16 protein-coding genes are annotated in these 19,672 nt (G+C 69.4%); 6 read left to right on the plus strand and 10 right to left on the minus strand.

Annotated features, from left to right (window positions below; translation table 11 throughout):
• Window positions 1–58: 58 nt before the first annotated feature.
• From OH146_RS05330 to OH146_RS05355, 6 genes are all read right to left on the minus strand, one after another.
• Complete coding sequence (locus OH146_RS05330) at window positions 59–1,267, minus strand: macrolide family glycosyltransferase (protein ID WP_265158136.1); 1,209 nt, start codon at window positions 1,265–1,267, stop codon at window positions 59–61.
• A 92-nt stretch (window positions 1,268–1,359) separates the two neighbouring features.
• Window positions 1,360–1,986 (minus strand): GNAT family N-acetyltransferase, encoded by a 627-nt coding sequence (locus OH146_RS05335; protein WP_265158140.1) that lies wholly within the window; start codon window positions 1,984–1,986, stop codon window positions 1,360–1,362.
• A gap of 1 nt (window position 1,987) precedes the next feature.
• On the minus strand, window positions 1,988–2,563 hold the full coding sequence (locus OH146_RS05340; protein ID WP_265158143.1) for a TetR/AcrR family transcriptional regulator: 576 nt from the start codon (window positions 2,561–2,563) through the stop codon (window positions 1,988–1,990).
• A gap of 9 nt (window positions 2,564–2,572) precedes the next feature.
• Entirely contained in the window at window positions 2,573–3,250 is a 678-nt protein-coding gene (locus tag OH146_RS05345; RefSeq protein ID WP_265158146.1) for a phosphatase PAP2 family protein, read from the minus strand.
• A 57-nt stretch (window positions 3,251–3,307) separates the two neighbouring features.
• A complete protein-coding gene (locus OH146_RS05350; RefSeq protein ID WP_265158149.1) occupies window positions 3,308–4,750 on the minus strand; it encodes a GH1 family beta-glucosidase in 1,443 nt (480 codons plus the stop codon).
• A gap of 21 nt (window positions 4,751–4,771) precedes the next feature.
• Window positions 4,772–5,956 carry an ROK family protein gene (locus OH146_RS05355; protein ID WP_265160666.1) on the minus strand — a complete coding sequence of 395 codons (1,185 nt, stop codon included), beginning with the start codon at window positions 5,954–5,956 and terminating at the stop codon, window positions 4,772–4,774.
• Window positions 5,957–6,094: 138 nt separating this feature from the next.
• On the opposite strand from OH146_RS05355, the gene OH146_RS05360 reads away from it, so the two are divergent.
• From OH146_RS05360 to OH146_RS05375, 4 genes are all read left to right on the plus strand, one after another.
• Window positions 6,095–7,381 (plus strand): ABC transporter substrate-binding protein, encoded by a 1,287-nt coding sequence (locus OH146_RS05360; RefSeq protein WP_265158152.1) that lies wholly within the window; start codon window positions 6,095–6,097, stop codon window positions 7,379–7,381.
• Between the two features lie 107 nt (window positions 7,382–7,488).
• Window positions 7,489–8,457, plus strand: a complete 969-nt coding sequence (locus tag OH146_RS05365; protein WP_265158155.1) for a carbohydrate ABC transporter permease — start codon at window positions 7,489–7,491, stop codon at window positions 8,455–8,457.
• Between the two features lies 1 nt (window position 8,458).
• Window positions 8,459–9,325, plus strand: coding sequence for a carbohydrate ABC transporter permease (locus OH146_RS05370; protein ID WP_265158158.1), 867 nt, complete (start codon window positions 8,459–8,461; stop codon window positions 9,323–9,325).
• Between the two features lie 10 nt (window positions 9,326–9,335).
• Window positions 9,336–11,693 (plus strand): beta-xylosidase/alpha-l-arabinosidase, encoded by a 2,358-nt coding sequence (locus OH146_RS05375; RefSeq protein WP_265158161.1) that lies wholly within the window; start codon window positions 9,336–9,338, stop codon window positions 11,691–11,693.
• Between the two features lie 21 nt (window positions 11,694–11,714).
• Here OH146_RS05375 and OH146_RS05380 read toward each other — a convergent pair whose 3' ends face one another.
• Window positions 11,715–12,734 (minus strand): LacI family DNA-binding transcriptional regulator, encoded by a 1,020-nt coding sequence (locus OH146_RS05380; RefSeq protein WP_265158163.1) that lies wholly within the window; start codon window positions 12,732–12,734, stop codon window positions 11,715–11,717.
• Window positions 12,735–12,860: 126 nt separating this feature from the next.
• On the opposite strand from OH146_RS05380, the gene xylA reads away from it, so the two are divergent.
• Together xylA and OH146_RS05390 are read left to right on the plus strand one after the other, a co-directional pair.
• The gene (gene xylA, locus OH146_RS05385) at window positions 12,861–14,051 is read left to right on the plus strand and encodes a xylose isomerase (RefSeq protein ID WP_265158166.1); all 1,191 of its coding nucleotides are present in this window, start codon (window positions 12,861–12,863) and stop codon (window positions 14,049–14,051) included.
• A gap of 72 nt (window positions 14,052–14,123) precedes the next feature.
• A complete protein-coding gene (locus OH146_RS05390) occupies window positions 14,124–15,551 on the plus strand; it encodes a xylulokinase (protein ID WP_265158169.1) in 1,428 nt (475 codons plus the stop codon).
• Window positions 15,552–15,575: 24 nt separating this feature from the next.
• On the opposite strand, the gene OH146_RS05395 is transcribed toward OH146_RS05390, so the two are convergent.
• From OH146_RS05395 to OH146_RS05405, 3 genes are read right to left on the minus strand one after another with little or no spacing between them, the layout of a single operon-like run.
• Window positions 15,576–16,559 (minus strand): LacI family DNA-binding transcriptional regulator, encoded by a 984-nt coding sequence (locus tag OH146_RS05395; RefSeq protein WP_265158172.1) that lies wholly within the window; start codon window positions 16,557–16,559, stop codon window positions 15,576–15,578.
• The gene (gene yicI / locus OH146_RS05400) at window positions 16,556–18,781 is read right to left on the minus strand and encodes an alpha-xylosidase (protein ID WP_265158175.1); all 2,226 of its coding nucleotides are present in this window, start codon (window positions 18,779–18,781) and stop codon (window positions 16,556–16,558) included. The genes OH146_RS05395 and yicI overlap by 4 nt, the downstream gene beginning before the upstream one ends.
• Window positions 18,781–19,644, minus strand: coding sequence for a carbohydrate ABC transporter permease (locus OH146_RS05405; protein WP_265160668.1), 864 nt, complete (start codon window positions 19,642–19,644; stop codon window positions 18,781–18,783). The genes yicI and OH146_RS05405 overlap by 1 nt, the downstream gene beginning before the upstream one ends.
• Window positions 19,645–19,672: the final 28 nt, after the last annotated feature.

Raw genomic sequence — 19,672 nt, forward strand, 5'->3', positions numbered from 1 at the left:
GGCCTATCAATCCGCGACGAAGAAGCGGGCCTATCAATCCGCGACGAAGAAGCGGCACTCACTTCGGGAGGAACTGCTCAACCGCATCCGCCGCAGCACCCACACCGCCGGCCGCGCGCGTCGAGGCGCTCAACTCGGCCAGGCGGGCCCGCACCTCCTCCGAGCCCGCGACCGAATCGACCGCGAGCCGCACGGACTCCGCCGACACCTCCGCAACAGGGAGGTGCACCCCGACCCCCAACTCGACGAGACGTTGCGCGTTGGCGAACTGGTCGACGGCCTGCGGGATGGCGACCGTCGGCACGCCGAACCACAGGGCCTCCGAGCATCCGCCCATTCCCGCGTGCGTGATGAAAGCCGAGGCGGAGGCGAGCACCGCCAGCTGGGGCACCGACTCGTGCACCTCGACGTTGACAGGAAGCGGCCCGAGCTCCTCGGGGTCGACACGCTGCCCGATCGCCATGACGACGTGCCACGCATCGCCCAGGTCGGGGTCTGGTTCGCCCCTCTCGCCGCTCACCCCGAAGGCCTCGATGGCGCTGCGGTAGACGCGCAGCTGCTCCGTGTAGGCGGTGCCGAAGGAGACGAGGAGCACGCGGCGCCCATTCGTGGGCGGCGACCATGAGGCATCCGCCAGCCGCTCCGGGTCTAGGCACGGGCCGACGAAGCGCACGCGCGAGGGCACGCGCTCCGCGAAGGGCTGCAGGGCCCGCGGCAGCAGGGCGAGGATGTGGTCGGGCTGCTTGGTCTCCGCGTCCCAATCGAGACCGTTCTCGCGATACCACGCCGTGAACGTGTCGAAATAGGCGCGGCCCGAAACGGAAGCCTTGAGAGTCGCGTAGAAGTCGGCGTTGTCCTCCTCGAAGGTGTCCCACGCGACGAAAGCCGGAGACAGCTGAACCGCGGGAACCCCATAGCGTGCCGCCAAGATCGGCCCTGGATGCCCGCCGATGTCATAGAGCACCAGGTCGGGCCGGTCGTCGTCGAAGCGCTCCGCGAGCAGCGGCAGCACCGCGATCCCCTCATCGAGGAACACCCGCATCGCCTCCCCCGGATCGGCAGGCCACTCCTCGTCACCCCGCGGCAGGATCGACGGATGCTCGAACACCTCCACCCCCGTCGGCCGCACGAGCGACGCCAACTCCTCGCCGACCGCGTAACTCACCCGATGCCCTCTCGCCACCAACTCGCGCATGAGCGCGAGCGAAGGGTAGATGTGACTCGGGGCGGTCGAGGCCACCATGAGGATGTGTCTGTGTTCGGGCAACGGGTCTCCCTCCACGTGGCGCTGCGTCGCTGCAGCACGGACTCCTAGTTCACCATGACGCCGCACGCTGGGATAGAGGGCGGCTTCGTGGTTCACACCTCGGCGTCGCTGCGAATCCCGAGGAGCGGGTTCTCCCGCGAGCTCCCCGGCAGCTCCGAGAAGCCAAGGCGACGGTAGAAGGCGAGCGCACCCGTGTTCGCCGGGTCGACCCCGAGGTGAACACCCCGGATGCCACGGGCCGAGAGCTCGGCGAGAAGCGCGCGCACCAGCATCCGCCCGACCCCGCGGCCCTGAAGGGAGGGCAGCAGGTCGATGTGCAGGTGCGCCGGATGCTCACGCGCCCCCTCCCGCAGCATGCGCTCGGGGCGGAAGGCGAGCCGGGTGATCGCCTCCTCGAGCGACCCCGCCGTCTCGTCCACGAGATGCTCGGGCGGACGTCGGTGCCGGCGCTCAAGCCACGGAATCCACTCGGCGCGGTACCAGGCGACAAAAGCATCGGTGTCGGAGGTCGCGACGATATAGCCCGCGGGCGCATCTCCGTCGAGGGCGACAAAGGCCAACTCGGGCTCGAAGGCGAGGTAGGGCTCCAGGAACACGTCAGCCCAGAGCCGGTCGTCGGAGAAAAGCCCCGTCGCGTCCTCGCCCGCGCGGGCCGTACGCAGGCACACCTGCCGCAGGGTCTCACGGTCGGCGGGCTCGAACCGCCGAAGCGTTGACACGTCAGCGCGCCACGGGCTGCGCGGAGACCGTGTCGACGAGCAGCGCCCACGAGGCATCCGCGCTCTCCAGACGGCCGACGATCTCGAGACTCAGGATGCCGTGCGCCCACGCCCACGCGCTCGCGACCACCTCACCCGCCGCCCGCGAGGTGTCGCCCTCCGCGACAGTGCGCCAAAAAATCCTGGCCGCGCTGTGCTCGGCGGCCGGGCCCAGCTGCTCCGTCGGGTAGGGACGGCTGTTCATCAGCAGGTAGAGCTGCGGATGCTCCAGGCCGAAGGAGCGGAAGCACTGCATGAAGCCGGCCAGCCGGTCCCGGTACGTGGCATCCGCGGGGGTCTCATCGAGGCACAGCTCGAACTCCCCCGCGAGAAGGTCGAGGCCGTGAGCGATCAGGGCGACCTCGATGTCGGCCTTGCCCGCGAACTGCTTGTAGAGGGATGGTGGCTTGATGCCGGCGAGCCGCGCCACCTCGCCGACGCTGAGGTGTGCGAAGCCGTCACGCTCCAGCACGGTGAGCGCCACCTGGACGAGCTCGTCGCGCCGCGTGACCTTGGGAGCGGGGGTCTCCGTCGTCATGTGCTCACGTTAGCCTGTGTCACCCCTACGGGGGGAGACATCCTGACGGCGATGTCGCTCCCGCTCGAGCCGCGCCGCGAACGGCGCCCACACGATCACGGCAACCCCCGCACCGATGAGCGCACCCCCGATCGTGTCCGTGATCCAGTGCGCGGCCAGGTAGGTGCGACTGAGAAGCATGAGCAGCACGTAGATGACACCCGCGAACCAGACCCACGCACGCGAGACGATGATGCCGAGAGTGACAGCGATCGTTGCAGCATTCGCCACATGCCCCGAGGGGAATGACCCCTCATCGGAGATCACGAGGATGTCCTCGGGTCGTGGGCGCCCGAAGACGGTCTTGAGCACCTGGACGAGGAGCACGCTCAGCACGATCGCCACGAGATAGTAGAGGGCCGCCCAGAATCGGCGCACGAGACAGAGCACGCCGATCGTCACAAGCGGGACGACCCACACGGCCATCACGCCCCCACCGAGCCAGTCGAGCAGGAGCGCGGGCGTGTCGAACCAGATGCCCCTGTCCTCACGGATGTTCTCGAGCCACTCCGTGTCCGACTCAAGGGCAGCATTGCCCGCCCTCAGCGCGATGAGGCCACCGAGAACGGCAGCGAGTACCACGGCTGAGATGCCGCTGATGAGGGGCCAACGGTGGGTGACCTTGCGTGCTTCGCGGGAGGTAGGCATCCGTTCACGGTAGGTCGAGGCGGATGCCGCGGCATCCAGCCTCTCCTGAGCTTCGGGTCAGCGCGCGCTGCGGGGGCCCGGCGGAATGCTCCGCGAGCGGATCAGCTCGGCATACCAGTGACCCGAGTCCTTGACGGTGCGCTGCAGGGTCTCGTAGTCGACGTGGACGATGCCGAAGCGCTTCGTGTAGCCGTAGGCCCATTCGAAATTGTCGAGCAACGACCACACCTGATAGCCGCGCAGGTCGACGCCCCGCTGCATCGCCCGGTGCGCCGCCGTGAAATGCCGCTGCAGGTAGTCGATGCGGCGCTCGTCGTGAACGGCGCCGTCGACGACCTGGTCGTCGAAGGCCGCGCCGTTCTCCGTGACCATGAGGGGCAGCTCGGGGAACTGCTCATGGAGTGAGACGAGGAGCTCTTCGAGCCCGTCGGGCGCAATGTTCCAGCCCATCGCCGTGTAGGGCCCCTCCTGCTCGATGAACTCGACCATCTCGCTGCCGGGCCACGGCGTGCCGCCCGCATCCTTGTGGCCATCTGCCGTCTGCCGCGGGCTGCGCCCGTTCCACGTGCGCACGGTCGCGGTCGAGTAGTAGTTGACGCCGAGGAAGTCGATGGGCTGGTGGATCTGCTCGAGGTCACCCGGGCGCACGAACTGCCAGTCCGTGACATCCGCCGTGTCCTCCAGCAGGTCGGTGGAGTACTCGCCGCGCAGCATGGGGCCCGTGAAGGCCCGGTTCGCGAGCGCGTCGATGCGGCGCATGGCGTCGTCGGCATTGTCGTCGCCGGGGCGCAGCACGTGGAAGTTGAGGGTCGCCGAGTACTGCGCGTCGGGCTTCGACACGACCGAGCGCAGGGCCTGCAAGCCCAAGCCATGCGCGAGATTGAGGTGGTGGACGGCGGCGAGCGCATCGCGCCCGCTCGTGCGACCCGGCGCGTGGGCCCCCGAGCCGTAGCCGAGGTAGGCGGAGCACCACGGCTCGTTGAGAGTCGTCCACGCGTGCACGCGGTCGCCGAGGGCCGCCCCGATCGCCTCCGCATAGTCCGCAAAGCGGAAGGCGGTGTCGCGCGCGGGCCAGCCCCCCGCGTCCTCAAGCGGCTGCGGCAGGTCCCAGTGGTAGAGGGTCGCGATGGGGCGGATGTCACGCGCGAGCAGTCCGTCCACGAGGCGCGAGTAGAACTCGACCCCGCGCGGGTTCACGGCTCCGCTGCCGCTCGGCATGATGCGCGGCCAGGCGATCGAGAAGCGGTAGGACTCGAGCCCGAGGCGCTTCATGAGGTCGAGGTCGGCGTCGAGCCGGTGGTAGTGGTCGTCGGCGACATCGCCCGTGTCTCCATTGACGGTGCGGCCGGGTGTGTGACTGAAGGTGTCCCAGATGGAGGGCCCTCGGCCGTCCTCGTCGTAGGCTCCCTCGATCTGGTAGGAGGCGGTGGCGGAGCCGAAGAGGAACCCCTCGGGGAAGTCGAGGCCGTGGTCGCGGTAGTCAGGCGTTCCGGAGATCATGCGTGGGACTCTACCCCACGCTCACGACGTCGTGGGAGCGCTCCCAGAATGACCTGCTGGATCGCGAAGCAGCGGCGCAAAGGCCAGCTCGGCAGCCCCGATAAGCAGCGTGTCCTGGGCGAGGGCGGCGCGACGGATGCGCACACCCTCCCAGGCGGCCGGCACCGTCGACCGTTGCACGAGAAGTTCGAGGCCCTCCGGGTCGCGCGCGTGCACGCTCGCCAGGAACCCGCCGAGCACGACGAGCTCAGGGTTCAGCACATTGATCGCGTTGCTCAGCGCCACCGCGAGGATGCGCTGCTGGCGTTCCAGCTCGACGAGCACCTTCGGCTCGCGCGACGCAAGGAGCGCCTCCTCGAACTCGAGCTCATCGGCCGCATGAAGGCCGAGCACCTCAAGCAGACGAGCGCGGCTGACCTCATCCTCGAGGGTGCCGTGCTCGGTCGCGCGGTCTGCAGCATCCGCAAGCCCGGGCCGGTTCTGGCCGAACTCACCCGCGTAGCCCGCGACCCCGCCGAGCGGGATGCCCCGCACGATGACTCCCCCGCCGATGCCGCTCGCACCGCCGTTGAGGTAGACGAGGTCAGCAACACCCCTGCCCACGCCGAAGATGCGCTCTGCGCCCGCCGCGAGACTCGCATCGTTGTCGGCGGACGCCGGCAGGCCCACGGCGTCCTCGACAAGCCGGGTGATGGGAGTCTCGCGCCAGCCGAGGTGCGGCGCCCACCGCACGACGCCGTCCGCCGCGCGCACGAGGCCGGGAACCGCGAGGCCCACCCCCAGGATGCGGCGCTCGTCGCCGATCTCGGTGCGGAGAGCATCCGTCAGTTCCGCGATGACCGCGACGGCCTCCTCGGGCGACACCGCGTGGTCGACCTCCCGGCGCACGCGGTGCTCGACGCGGGCGTTCAGGCCGACGACGCCCACCGTGATGGCGTCAAGCTCGGGGTTTACGGCGATGACGGCAGGGCCGGGGTCAGGAACGACACGGGGCGAGGGCCTGCCGACCCGCTTGCTTGCTGTCGGAGCGGTCTCATTGACGAGCCCGAGAGCCGCGAGCTCGGCGACGAGCGCCGCGATGGTGGAGCGGTTGAGCCCTGTGCTGGCCGTGAGTTCGGCGCGGGACTGCGCTCGCCCCTGGTGGACGAGCTCGAGCACCGTCGAAAGGTTCCGACGCCGCACGCTCTCGAGTTTGTCTCCGCGCATCGCCACGTGCCCCACCTTATCCGGCGCCCCGCAGGGAAACAGATATTTGTTGTGCTTGACCCCAAATGCGGCAGACCGTAGTATTCGGGCATCCCAATCACTTTCGACAGCGGTGTCGAAACTTTCGAGAGGTGTTCGATGATGAACAGATCCCGCTACACACGGGCCGCCGCGCTCGGCGCAACCGCAACCCTTGCGCTCGGACTCGCCGCATGCAGCTCGGGCGGCGACGATGGCGACGGCGTCACCATCACCTGGTGGCACAACGCGACCTCCGACCCCCTCCAGGGCCTCTGGGCCGATGTCGCGGCCGAATTCGAAGCAGACCACCCCGGGGTCACGGTCGAGGTCACCGGCTACCAGAACGAGGATCTGCAGCGGACCCTCATTCCCAACGCTCTCCAGTCCGGCGACGCGCCCGACCTCTTCATGGTCTGGCCCGGCGGCGAGGTGCGCTCGCAGGCCGAAGCCGGCCACCTGATGGACCTGACGGATGTCGCAGCCGACACGATCGACGAGATCGGCAACGCCGTCATGCCCTGGCAGGTCGACGGTGCGCAATACGCCATCCCCTACGCCTTCGGCGCGACCGGCATCTGGTACAACAAGCAACTCTTCGAACAGGCGGGAATCGAGGAGACGCCAGAGACCCTCTCCGAGCTGGAGGATGCCGTCGCGGACCTCAAGGAGATCGGCGTCGCCCCCATCGCCGTCGGGGCGGGGGACCTCTGGCCCGCCGGCCATTGGTGGTACCAGTTCGCCATCAGCTCCTGCTCCACCGAGACCCTCCAGACCGCCATCCCCGAACTCGACTTCAGCGACCCCTGCTGGGTGGAGGCGGGAGAGCGCCTCGAGGACTTCCTCGCGATCGAGCCCTTCAACGAGGGATTCCTTGCGACCCCCGCACAGACCGGCGCCGACAGCTCCAACGGCCTCATCGCGAACGGCAATGCAGCCATGGAGTTCATGGGCCCCTGGAACGCCGGCACGATCGGCTCCCTGACGACCGACGGCGAGGTGCCCGAGTGGCTCGGCTGGTTCCCGTTCCCCAGTATTGAAGGCGCCGAGGGCGACCCCGGCATCATCATGGGCGGCGGCGACGGCTTCGGCATCTCCGCTGACGCGCCCGAGGAGACCGTCGAGTTGCTGCAGTACATCATGAGTGAAGACGTGCAGCGACGATTCGCCGAGACGGGAGCCGGCATCCCCACCCACCCCGGAGCCGCGGATGCTGTGGCCGACGAGAACCTCGCCGCGAGCGCGCAGGCACTCGCCGAAGCGAGCTACGTGCAGCTCTGGCTCGACAGTGCCCTCGGCCCGGCCTTCGGCGGTCCGCTCAACCAGTCCATCGTGAACATCTTCGCGGGCTCGGGCACGCCCGAAGACGTCGTCGCGACGCTGGAACAGACCGCCGACGCCCAGTAAGCGCAGGTCTTACTAGACACAGGCGCCCGACCACGGGCATCCGATCGCTTCACACCCATCGGCGGGGCCTGCCCCCGCAGGCCCCGCCGACCCCTCGGAGTTGAGAGATGACAGTCACCCAGGCCGCCCCGCCGCTCGCCACGGCCCCCGAAACGCTCGAGGCCCCAGCGCGGCGGAAGCGGAGCACGAACAGTCGCAAGTGGCTCGAGATCGCGCTCTTCGCGGGCCCCGCGCTGATCGTCTTCGTGGCATTCGTGATCCTGCCGGTCGCGCTCGCCGCCGTCTACAGCCTCTACAACTGGAACGGCCTCGGCCCCCTCGACCGTTTCATCGGCATCGCCAACTATCAGCGGGCCCTGAGTGACCCGCTGTTCCTCCAGGCGATCGGCAACAACATCACGATCGTCGTCGCATCCATCCTCGTGCAGGGCCCCCTCGCGATCGCGGTCGCCCTGCTACTCAACCGGCGCCTGCGCGGCAGGGGCATCATCCGCGCCCTCATCTTCGTGCCCTACGTGCTCGCCGAGGTCATCGCCGGCCTCTCCTGGAAGCTCCTCCTCTCGCCCCGCGGCGGCGTCAACGCCCTCCTCGAGGCCGTCGGGCTCGAACACCTCACGCGACCGTGGCTCGCGGACCCCGACATCGCCCTCTGGGTCATGTTCGGCATCCTCACCTGGAAGTACCTGGGCTTCGCCATCCTGCTCATGCTCGCCGGGCTGCAGGGCGTGCCGCAGGAACTGCACGAGGCCGCCGCGATCGACGGGGCGAACTGGTGGCAGACCCAGTGGCGCATCACGCTCCCCCTGCTCGGCCCCACCATCCGCATCTGGATCTTCCTCTCCATGATCGGTTCGCTCCAGCTCTTCGACATGGTCTGGGTCACAACCAAGGGCGGACCGGTCGGGGCCACCAACACCATGGCCGTGTACATGATCCAGTACGGCCAGGGCCAGTACGGCTACGGCAGCGCCATCGCGGTGATCCTCTTCGTGATCTCCCTCGCCGTCGCCCTCGTCTACCAACGATTCGCCATGCGCCGCGATCTTGCGGGCGCCGTCACGAGCGGGGTGCGCTGACATGACGACCACGACCACAGCGATCAAGACTCGCAAGCCCTTCGACTGGGCGAGGCTCTGGATCTACATCGTCGCCCTGACGGCCATCGCCGTCTCGGTCGGCCCCGTCGCCTACATCTGGATCGGCGGCTTCCGCACGACAGCCGACATCAACGCCGACCCGGCCGGCTGGCCGGACCCGTGGAGCCTCGACAGCTATGCGCGAGTGCTGACCTCGGAACGCTTCTGGGGCTCGGTCTTCTCCTCGTCCCTCGTCGCCGCGGGAACGACGGCCGGGGTCGTGCTCCTCGGCGTAATGGCCGCCTTCGTGATCGCGCGCTACACCTTCCGCGGTCGCGGCGGGCTCTACGCGCTCTTCGCCGCTGGCCTCATGTTTCCCGTCACGGTCGCCGCGCTGCCCCTCAGCATCCTCCTGCGCGACCTCGGCCTGCACGGCACCTTCCTGGGGCTCATCATCCCGCAGGTCGCCTTCGCGCTGCCGACGACCATCATCATCCTTGTCCCCTTCCTGCGGGCGATCCCCTCCGAGCTGGAGGAGGCCGCCTCGATCGACGGGGCAAGCCGGATCGGCTTCTTCTGGCGGATCATGCTGCCGCTGTCGGGGCCCGGCCTCATCACGGTCGGCGTGCTCGCCTTCATCGCCAGCTGGAACGCCTACCTGCTGCCCCTGCTCCTCATGGCGGCGGGCGGCATGCCCCAGGAGCTCTGGACGCTCCCGCTCGGCGTGCAACAGTTCTCGACCCAGTACTCGGCGGACACGGGCGCCGTGCTCGCCTACACCTCGCTCTCGATGATCCCCGCGCTCGCCTTCTTCCTCGTCGCCGAGAAGCGGATCGTCGGCGGGCTCACGGGCGCCGTCAAGGGATAAGGAAACACCGATGACCGATCACGTCACCACCATGCCCGCCTGGCGGGACCCCTCCGCCGACCCCGCCGAGCGGGTCGAGGCGCTCCTCCGCGAGATGACGCTCGAGGAGAAGCTTGCACAGCTCTATGGGGTCTGGGTGGGCGCCTCCGACGAGGGCGGCGAGGTCGCCCCGCACCAGCACGAGATGTCCGACGAGGTCGACCTCGACGAGCTGCTTCCCCGCGGCCTCGGGCAGCTCACCCGCCCCTTCGGCACGGCCCCCGTGGACCCCGCGCTCGGCGCCCTCTCCCTGCAGCGCACTCAGGAGCGCATCGTCTCGGCGAGCCGCCTCGGCATCCCCGCGATCGCGCATGAGGAGTGCCTCGCGGGCTTCGCCGCGTGGGGCGCGACCGCCTACCCTGTTCCCCTCTCGTGGGGCGCCACCTTCGACCCCGACCTGGTGCACCGGATGGCCCGGCGCATCGGCGAGGACATGCGCTCCGTGGGCGTCCACCAGGGCCTCGCCCCCGTGCTCGATGTCGTTCGCGACGCGCGCTGGGGCCGTGTCGAGGAGACGATCGGCGAGGACCCCCACCTTGTCGGCACGATCGCGACCTCCTATGTGCAGGGACTCGAATCGGCCGGCATCGTCGCGACGCTCAAGCATTTCGTCGGCTACTCGGCCTCCCGCGCCGGCCGTAACCTCGCCCCCGTCTCGATCGGCCCGCGCGAGCTGGCCGACGTGCTTCTTCCCCCCTTCGAGATGGCCATCCGCGAGAGCGGTGTGCGCAGCGTCATGAACGCCTACACCGATCTCGACGGCATCCCCTCCGCCGCCGACTCGCGCCTGCTCACCGAGCTGCTGCGCGACACGTGGGGCTTCGAGGGCACCGTCGTCGCGGACTACTTCGCCATCGGCTTCCTCGCGACCCTGCACGGCCACGCCGAGGACTGGGCGGATGCCGCGGCCGCGGCCCTCCACGCGGGCATCGATGTCGAGCTCCCGACCGTCAAGACCTTCGGCGCTCCCCTCGTGGAGGCGATCCGCGCCAGCCGCGTGCCCGAGGAACTCGTCGACCGAGCGCTACGCCGAGTGCTCCTGCAGAAGCTGGAACTGGGGATGCTCGATGACGACTGGTCCCCCGAACCGCCCGCACTGCGCGATGTCGACACGAGCGAGCCGAGCGGGGTGCGCGGGCGCATCGACCTCGACCGGGAGGAGAACCGCGCCCTCGCCCGAGACCTCGCCGAGCGCGCCGTCGTGCTGCTGCGCAATGACGGCGTCCTTCCCCTGCAGCGCCCGCGCCGCATCGCCGTCCTCGGCCCCAACGCCGACGACCCCTACGCCGTGCTGGGCTGCTACTCCTTTCCCAGCCACGTGGGCGTGCGGCATCCGGAGGTCCCCCTCGGCCTCGAGCTGCCCACCCTGCTCGACTCACTGCGCGCCGAGTTCCCCGAGAGCGAGATCGAGCACCACCTCGGCACGAGCGTCGACGGCGGCGAGCGGGAGGGCATCCTCGACGCCGTCGAAGCGGCACGGCAAGCGGATGCCGTCGTGCTCGCCCTCGGCGATCGCGCGGGGCTCTTCGGCCGCGGCACGAGCGGTGAGGGCTGCGACGCCCCAACGCTCGAGTTGCCGGGCGCCCAGCAGGCCCTGCTCGACGCCGTCATCGCAAGCGGAACCCCGACCGTCGTGACGCTCCTCGCGGGCCGCCCCTACGCGCTCGGTGCGGCGGCGACCACGGCGAGCGCCATCGTGCAGACCTTCTTCGCAGGCGAAGAGGGCACCCCCGCGATCGCGGGCGTGTTGAGCGGGCGCGTCAACCCCAGTGGGCGGCTCCCCGTCAGCGTGCCCGCCCATCCCGGCGCGCAACCGAGCACCTACCTCGCGTCCCCCCTCGCGCGCAGCAGCGGAGTCTCCAACATCGACCCCACGCCCGCCTACTGCTTCGGACACGGGCTGAGCTACACGAGCTTCGAATGGGGAGAGCTCGAAGCATCCGCCGCTGTGATGTCGACCGAGGGCGAGGTGGCGGTGTCGATCACGGTCACCAACACGGGTGAGCGTGCGGGAGCCGAAGTCGTGCAGCTGTACCTGCACGATCCCGTCGCGAGCGTCGTCCGCCCCGTGCAGCGCCTCATCGGCTATGCCCGCCTCGAATTGGAAGCAGGCGGGCGCGCCCGGGTCACGTTCACGGTGCACGCCGACCTCACCTCCTTCACAGGACCGAACGGCATGCGCATCGTGGAGCCGGGCGCGATCGAGCTCGGCTTCGGGCGATCGAGCGGCGACCTCCCCCTCATTCAGCGGATGACCGTGACCGGGCCCGTACGCCAGGTGGACCACACCCGCGTGCTGCGCCCCGGCGTGGAGGTGCTGCCCGGCTGAGCGCTCGGTGCGGAGCCGAGCTCAACCGGCGAGCGGGGCCGTGCTGTCGCGCACCACGAGGCGGGTCGCGAGGTCCATGCGGGGCGTCTCCCCCGAGGTGGCGCCCTCGCTGAGCCTGATCGCGAGCCGCGTCGCCTCCCGCCCCATCTCCTTGAGCGGCTGATGCACCGTCGTGAGACGCGGGCTCACCCAGTTGGCGAGCGGGATGTCGTCATAGCCCACGAGCGACAGGTCGTCGGGGATGCGCAGCCCGAGCGAGCGCGCCGTCTCGAGCACCCCCAGCGCCTGAAGGTCGCTCCCCGCGAAGATCGCCGTCGGCGGCTCCGGGAGAGCGAGGAGCTCGGCAGCATGGCGGGCACCGCCTCCCGGGTGGAAGTCCCCGAAGCGAATCCACTCGTCGCGGATCGGCAGCCCCGCCGCCCCCATCGCCGAGCGATAACCGTCGATTCGCGCGAGCGAGCACATCATGTCCTCCGGCCCCGTGATGGCGGCGATCCGGCGATGGCCCAACTCGATGAGGTGGCGCACGGCGGCGAGCCCGCCCGCCCAGTTCGCGCTACCCACCGCGGGAACATCCGGCGAGGGATCCCCCGCGGGGTCGACGACGACGAAGGGAATCGAACGGGCATCGAGGGCCGCACGGAAGGGAGCCGGCAGGTCGGAGAAGACGAGCACGACCGCGATGGGTCGACGACTCAGAACCCCTTCCAGCCACTCGGGCCCTGGGGCGTGACGGGTGCCGCTCTCGGTCAGCACGACGCTCATGCCGTGCTCCCGCGCGACATCCTCGACCCCGCTGATGACCTCCATCGACCACGCCGCCTCAAGCTCATGGAACACGAGTTCGACCAGCCGCGCGCGGCTCTGGCCGCCCTGGCGGCGGCGGTAGCCGTGCTGATCGAGCAGCTGCTCGACGCGTTCGCGGGTTGCGGCCGCGACATCCGGACGCCCGTTGAGCACTTTGGAGGCGGTGGCGAGGGAGACACCCGCCTCGGCCGCGAGCGCGGCGAGCGTCACGCGGGCTGCGGATGCTGTCGGCATGCCGCAACGCTACTAGAGGTTTCGAGACATGGCTTCGAAACTCTCGGGGAGAGTAGCCAATGTGGCCCGGGTGCGATAAGTTTGCTTACACAACATTTATCCCCGCAACACGCGAGCAGGAGCACCATGGCAGAGAAGCCCACCCCCGCCGACAAGTTCTCCTTCGGTCTCTGGACCGTCGGATACAACGGCGCCGACCCCTTCGGCGGACCCACCCGCGCGCCCCTCGACGTCGTGCACGTCATCGAGAAGCTCACCGAGCTGGGCGCGTGGGGACTCACCTTCCACGACGACGATCTCTTCGCCTTCGGGTCGACGGATGCCGAGCGCCAGACCCAGATCGACCGCCTGAAGCAGGCGCTCACCGACACCGGCCTCACCGTCCCCATGGTGACGACGAACCTCTTCTCCGCGCCCGTCTTCAAAGACGGCGGCTTCACCTCCAACGACCGGGCCGTGCGCCGCTTCGCCCTGCGCAAGGTGCTGCGCAACATCGACCTCGCCGCCGAACTCGGCGCCAAGACCTTCGTCATGTGGGGCGGACGTGAGGGTGCCGAATACGACTCGGCAAAAGACATCCGTCTCGCCCTCGAGCGCTACCGCGAGGCCGTCAACCTCCTGGGCGACTACGTGACCGACAAGGGCTACGACCTGCGCTTCGCGATCGAGCCCAAGCCCAACGAGCCGCGCGGCGACATCCTGCTCCCCACCGTCGGGCACGCGATCGCGTTCATCAACACGCTCGAGCGGCCTGAACTCGTGGGGCTCAACCCCGAGGTCGGGCACGAGCAGATGGCCGGGCTCAACTTCGCCGCCGGCATCGCGCAGGCGCTCGACTGCGGCAAGCTCTTCCACATCGACCTCAACGGGCAGCGCGGCATCAAGTACGACCAGGACCTCGTCTTCGGCCACGGCGACCTGCACAACGCCTTCGCCCTCGTCGACCTGCTCGAGAACGGCGGACCGAACGGCGGCCCCGCCTACGACGGCCCACGCCACTTCGACTACAAGCCCTCCCGCACAGAAGACGAGACGGGCGTGTGGGATTCGGCCGCGGCCAACATGCGCACCTACCTCCTGCTCAAGGAGCGCGCGGCAGCCTTCCGCGCCGACCCCGAAGTGCAGGAGGCGCTCGCGGCCGCCCGCCTGCCCGAGCTCGCACAGCCCACCCTCAGCGAGGGCGAGACCTACGACGAGCTGCTCGCCGACCGCAGCGCATTCGAGGACTTCGACACCGATGCCTACTTCAATGGCAAGGGATTCGGTTTCGTGCGGCTGCAGCAGCTCGCGACCGAGCACCTCATGAACGCGCGCTAGAACCGAACACGAGATCATGAGGCCCGGCGGGTGACCGCCGGGCCTTCTCGCACCCCAGACAGGAAGGGCACCATGCCACTCGTCGCAGGAATCGACTCGTCTACCCAGAGCTGCAAGGTCGTGATCCGGGATGCCGCGACCGGCGCCCTCAAACGCTACGGCCGCGCACCCCACCCCGACGGCACCGAGGTCGACCCGGAAGCGTGGTGGCTCGCCCTCCGACAGGCGATCACCGCCGCGGGCGGGCTTGAGGACGTCGCGGCCGTGTCGATCGGCGGGCAGCAGCACGGACTCGTCGCCCTCGACGAGGGGGGCCGCGTCATCCGCCCCGCCCTGCTCTGGAACGACACCCGCAGCGCCGACGCCGCACTCGCCCTGCGTGCGGAACTCGGCGATGCCGAGATTGCGGCGCGCACGGGCAGCGTGCCCGTCGCGTCGTTCACCTCGACCAAGCTGCGCTGGCTGCGGGATGCCGAACCCGAGAATGCGGCCCGCGTCGCCGCCGTCGCGCTCCCCCACGACTGGCTCACCTGGCGCCTGCGCGGCTTCGGCCCCGACAACCCTCGCCTCGACGAGCTCGTGACCGACCGTTCCGACGCGAGCGGCACCGGCTACTACGACCCTGCCCGCGGCGAATACGACCGCGAACTGCTCACCCTCGCTTCTGGAAATTCAGGAATCGCGGTGCCCACGGTGCTCGCACCGCACGATTCGCGGCCCGTTTCGGGCCCGGTTCCTGAATTTCCGGCAGTGCCCGGGGCGCTCATCGTTGGCGCGGGGGCCGGCGACAACGCCGCCGCCGCGCTGGGCCTCGACGCGCGTGCGGGTGACGTCATCGTGTCGATCGGCACGAGCGGCACCGTCTTCGCCGTCACCGATACTGCGGTGACCGACGAGAGCGGCACCGTCGCCGGCTTCGCGGATGCCACGGGGCGCTTCCTTCCCCTCGTGGCGACCCTCAACGCGGCACGAGTGCTCGACGCGACCGCCGCACTGTTGGGCGTCGACCATGCCGAACTGGGGCGTTTCGCGGTGAAAGCGGATGCGGCATCCGGACCCGTGCTCGTGCCGTGGTTCGAGGGCGAACGCACCCCCAACCTGCCGAACGCGACCGCGACCCTGAGCGGGCTCACGCTCGCGACGACCACCCGAGCGGGCGTCGCCCGTGCTGCGATCGAGGGGATGCTGTGCGGGCTCGCCGACGGGCTCGATGCCGTGCTCGCCCAGGGCGTGACGGCCGAGCGCATCCTGCTGATCGGAGGCGCGGCGGGCAACCCCGCCGTGCAGGCGATCGCGGCGCAGGTCTTCGGAGTGCCCGTCTCCGTGCCGACGGCCGGCGAGTACGTCGCTGACGGCATGACGCGCCAGGCCGCCTGGGCTCTCACGGGCGAGCGTCCGACGTGGCCGGTGCAGATCGCGGCGAAACTCCCCGTGGACCACCGCCCCGAGATCCGCGAACGCTACGCCCGGGCGCGGGATGCGGCGAGCGGCACTGGTTGAGTAGCGAGGCCTGCGGAATCGGCGTCAGTTGCGCGGCGCGCCGGTTGACGCCCGCACTTGCAGCGTCGGCGGCTCGGCGACCTGCTCGTCCCCCACGCGCGCGGGGTCGATCTGACGCAGGAGCCGCTCCACGAGCCCACGCCCATGAGCCGCGTAGTCGGCCCGCACGGTCGTGAGCGGCGGCGTGTAGAACGGCGACTCGGGGGTGTCGTCGAAGCCCGTCACGCTCACCCGGCCCGGCACGTCGATGCCGCGCTCGCTCAGGGCGAGCAGCGCCCCCAGGGCCATCTGGTCGTTGGCGACGACGAGGGCGGTGGGCGCGTCCGCCGATTCCAGGTCGAGGGCGGATGCCGCGGCGTGCCCCGATCGCGCACTCCAGTCCCCCACGACCGTCGTGACCGAATCGAGCCCGTGCCGCGCGAGCGCCTCGCGGTAGGCGCATTCGCGATCGCCGGAGGCGGCCCAGTCGGAGGGCCCGGCAAGGTGAGCGAAGCGCCGGTGCCCGAGCGCGACAAGATGGTCGATGAGGAGCCCGAGCCCCACGGGGTTGAGCACGTCGTCGACGGCCTCGACGATGAGCGGCGAGCCGAGACTGAGCCCCTCGAGCCGGTGCGAGAGCCGGTCGACGGGCGCGAGCACGAGCAGGCCGGCGAGGTTCTGCCGTCGCAACTCGTCGAGGGCGGCGTCGACGGCGGCCGCGTCATCCGGGTCCACCGAGACGACATCGAGCAGGTAGCCGGCCTCGCGGGCCCGGTCCGCCGCACCCTGCACTGTGCGCAGCGGCCCCACCTCGAGCAACGCCCCGACGAGTGCGCCGATGCGCATCGATCGGTTGGTCGCGAGCGACCATGCCGCGTGATTCGGCCGGTAGTCGAGCAGCTTGAGGGCAGCCATCACGCGGTCGCGTGTCTCGGGCTTGAAGCCCTCTCTCCCCTTGAGGATGAGCGACACCGTCTGGTGCGAAACGCCCGCCTCGCGCGCGACGTCATAGATGGTGGCGCGCTTCATGAACCGAGGGTATCGCCCACGATCGTGACGCGAGCATCCGCCCCTACCAGCCGAACCTCGCCACCTTCCCGGTGCACAGTGAAGGTCTCACGCCGACCCTCGGGCGTCACGACCGTGACCGTGCGCGACCCCGAGCCGGGGAACACCCGCAACTCGAGCCCGTCGAGGTAGTCGTAGTCGGGCCGGTCGTCGCGCGCGCCGAAGGGGATGACCGCACCCTCGCGCACGTAGAGCGGGAGCGTGTCGAAGCCGTGCCTCTCGCGGCGCCAGCGTCCCCCCTCGACGGCTTCGCCCGTGAACCAGTTCGTCCAGGTGCCCTCTGGCAGGTAGAACTCGACCTCTCCTGTGGCGCTGAAGACGGGCGCGATGAGCAGGTCACCGCCGAGCATGTACTGACGGTCGAGGTGCACGACCGCGGGGTCGTCGGGGAACTCGAGCAGCATGGGGCGCAGCACGGGAGTGCCCGCAGCGGATGCTTCAGCTCCCGCCGCAAGAAGGTATGGCATGAGGCGCAGCTTGAGACGCGTGAACTCGCGCGTGACCTCGACGGCGCTCTGGCCGGGCTCCTCCGTGCCGTCGTCGAAGGCCCACGGAACGCGGTAGGACTCGCTGCCGTGGAAGCGGGAGTGGCTGCTGAGCAGGCCGAAGGCGGTCCAGCGTTTGAAGACGCCGGCGTCGGGCGTTCCCTCGAAGCCACCGATGTCGTGGCTCCAGAAGGCGAAACCGCTGTACGCGAGCGAGAGCCCGCCCCGCAGAGTCTCGGCCATCGACTCGTAGCTCGAGGTGGAATCGCCGCCCCAGTGCACGGGTAGCGCTTGGCCCCCGACGGTCGCCGAGCGGGCGAACACCACAGCGTCGCCCGCACCGCGCTCCTCCTCGAGCACCTCGAAGACGGCACGGTTGTAGAGCTGCGTGTAAAGGTTGTGCATGCGCTCGGCGCTCGTGCCGTCGAAGTACTCGACCTCGAGCGGGATGCGCTCACCGAAGTCGGTCTTGAAGGCGTCTACCCCCTGAGCGAGGAGACCGCGCAGCTTGGACTGGAACCAGGCCGTCGCATCCGGGTTCGTGAAGTCGACGAGCGCCATGCCCGCCTGCCACATGTCCCACTGCCACACGTCGCCGTTCGGCTTCGTCACGAGGTAGCCGGCCGCGCGGCCCTCCTCGAAGAGGGCGGAGCGCTGGGCGATGTAGGGATTGATCCACACGCAGACGCGCAGGTCGCGCTCGTGCAGGCGGGCGAGCATGCCCTCGGGGTCGGGGAAGGTGCGAGGGTCCCATTCGAAATCGCTCCACTGGAACTCGTGCATCCAGAAGCAGTCGAAGTGGAAGACACTGAGGGGCAGCTCGCGCTCCGCCATCCCGTCGATGAACGAGGTGACGGTCGCCTCGTCGTAGTCGGTCGTGAAGCTGGTCGAGAGCCACAGGCCGTAGGACCAGGCGGGAACGGATGCGGGGCGCCCCGCGAGTGCCGTGTAGCGGTCGAGCACGGCCTTGGGGGTCGGCCCGTCGATCACGAGGTACTCGAGGCTCTCGCCCTCGACCGAGAACTGCACGCGCTCGACCGCCTCGCTGCCGACCTCGTAGGAGACGAGACCGGGGTGATTGACGAGCACGCCGTAGCCGCGGCTGCTGAGGTGGAAGGGCACGTTCTTGTAGGCCTGCTCGCTCGACGTGCCGCCGTCGGCGTTCCACACGTCGATGCTCTGGCCGTTCTTGACGACCGGCCCGAAGCGCTCGCCCAGGCCGTAGATGAGCTCGCCGACGCCGAGCGCGAGCTGCTCACGCACGTAGGGCACGCCATCGACCGTGAAGTAGCCGAGCGATTTGGGTCCGCTGCTCGTGACGATCTCGCCACCACGCTCGAAGTCGAGCCGCCAGGGGGCGCCCGCCGAGACGCGTGCCGTGAGCCCACCACTCGTCAAGGTCGCGCCGTCCTCCGTACGCTCCACCGTGCCGACGCCCGCCTCGCTCGCGAGCTCGAAGCCGCGCTGTGCGCGAACGCCCTCGTGGTGCGTCGCGCGCACCCGGATGACACCCTCGAGGGGCGAGTCGAGGGAGACCGTCAGCACGGGGCGGTTGAGCGTATCCCCGCGTCCCGAGATGACCTTGGTCGGTGCGACGACCGTGAGCGAATGCTCCCCCGCCTCGATCTCGTAGGCCTCCTGCGCGTACAGCGCCTCGACGCCGTCGCGCAGCATCCAGAATCCGTCGGTGAACTTCATTACTTGACTGCTCCTGCCGTGATGCCGCGCGTGAGGGTGCGCTGGAAGATGAAGAAGAAGATGAGGGTGGGGATGACGCCCAGCAGCGCGCTCGCGCTCGTGGTCGTGACATCCATCAGCCGGTCGCCCTGAAGCACGCTGATCGCGACGGGCACCGTCTGGTTGTCGTTGGAGACGAGGAAGGTAAGCGGGATGAGAAACTCGTTCCACGTCCAGATGAAGAAGAAGATCAGCAGCACGCTGAGGGTCGGGCGACTGATCGGCACGACGACCCGCCAGAGGATCTGCCAGCGATTGGCGCCGTCCAGCGCGGCCGCCTCAAGGACCTCCTTCGGGAAGGTCCCATAGACGCTCGCGAGCAGGTAGGTGCCGAAGGCGCTCTGGATGACCGTGAAGATGATGATGATCGCCCAGGTGGTGTTGTAGAGGCCCACCTCTTTGAACATGTAGTAGAGCGGATAGAGCAGCGCCTCCTGGGGAAGCATGTTGGCGAGCAGGAACAGCACGATGATCCACGTGCGGCCGCGTACCCGCCCGATGCCGATCGCAAAGGCATTGAGCACCGAGATGACGACCGCGAAGAGCGCGACCAGCCCGCTCGTGTAGATCGAGTTCCAGAGCTTCTCAGGAAAGTTCACCCGCTCCCAGAAGTTCACGAGGCCGTCGAAATAGAGCTCTGTCGGCAGGGCGAGCGGCCCTCCCGTCGCATAGTCGGCGGGCGACTTGAAGGAGTTGATGACGATCAGCAGGAACGGGAATGCGATGAGCACTCCGAATACGATCGCGAGCGCGAGGATGACCCAGTCGGCGGGGCGACGCCGCCGCCGATTGCGTCGCTTGGGGGCGGGCTCGCCTGTCGGCACGGCTCCCGCCGGGGCATTCGTGAGGGCG

The organism is Homoserinimonas sedimenticola (assembly GCF_026094475.1).
In the GTDB taxonomy this organism is placed as follows: Bacteria; Actinomycetota; Actinomycetes; order Actinomycetales; family Microbacteriaceae; genus Homoserinimonas; species Homoserinimonas sedimenticola.

Coding starts and splice junctions, on each gene's coding strand:
- OH146_RS05365 (WP_265158155.1), top strand. CDS start 7,489: ATGACAGTCACCCAGGCCGCCCCGCCGCTCGCCACGGCCCCCGAAACG.
- OH146_RS05395 (WP_265158172.1), bottom strand. CDS start 16,559: ATGAAGCGCGCCACCATCTATGACGTCGCGCGCGAGGCGGGCGTTTCG.
- xylA (WP_265158166.1), top strand. CDS start 12,861: ATGGCAGAGAAGCCCACCCCCGCCGACAAGTTCTCCTTCGGTCTCTGG.
- OH146_RS05355 (WP_265160666.1), bottom strand. CDS start 5,956: ATGCGCGGAGACAAACTCGAGAGCGTGCGGCGTCGGAACCTTTCGACG.
- OH146_RS05380 (WP_265158163.1), bottom strand. CDS start 12,734: ATGCCGACAGCATCCGCAGCCCGCGTGACGCTCGCCGCGCTCGCGGCC.
- OH146_RS05390 (WP_265158169.1), top strand. CDS start 14,124: ATGCCACTCGTCGCAGGAATCGACTCGTCTACCCAGAGCTGCAAGGTC.
- OH146_RS05350 (WP_265158149.1), bottom strand. CDS start 4,750: ATGATCTCCGGAACGCCTGACTACCGCGACCACGGCCTCGACTTCCCC.
- OH146_RS05345 (WP_265158146.1), bottom strand. CDS start 3,250: ATGCCTACCTCCCGCGAAGCACGCAAGGTCACCCACCGTTGGCCCCTC.
- OH146_RS05375 (WP_265158161.1), top strand. CDS start 9,336: ATGACCGATCACGTCACCACCATGCCCGCCTGGCGGGACCCCTCCGCC.
- yicI (WP_265158175.1), bottom strand. CDS start 18,781: ATGAAGTTCACCGACGGATTCTGGATGCTGCGCGACGGCGTCGAGGCG.
- OH146_RS05360 (WP_265158152.1), top strand. CDS start 6,095: ATGATGAACAGATCCCGCTACACACGGGCCGCCGCGCTCGGCGCAACC.
- OH146_RS05370 (WP_265158158.1), top strand. CDS start 8,459: ATGACGACCACGACCACAGCGATCAAGACTCGCAAGCCCTTCGACTGG.
- OH146_RS05340 (WP_265158143.1), bottom strand. CDS start 2,563: ATGACGACGGAGACCCCCGCTCCCAAGGTCACGCGGCGCGACGAGCTC.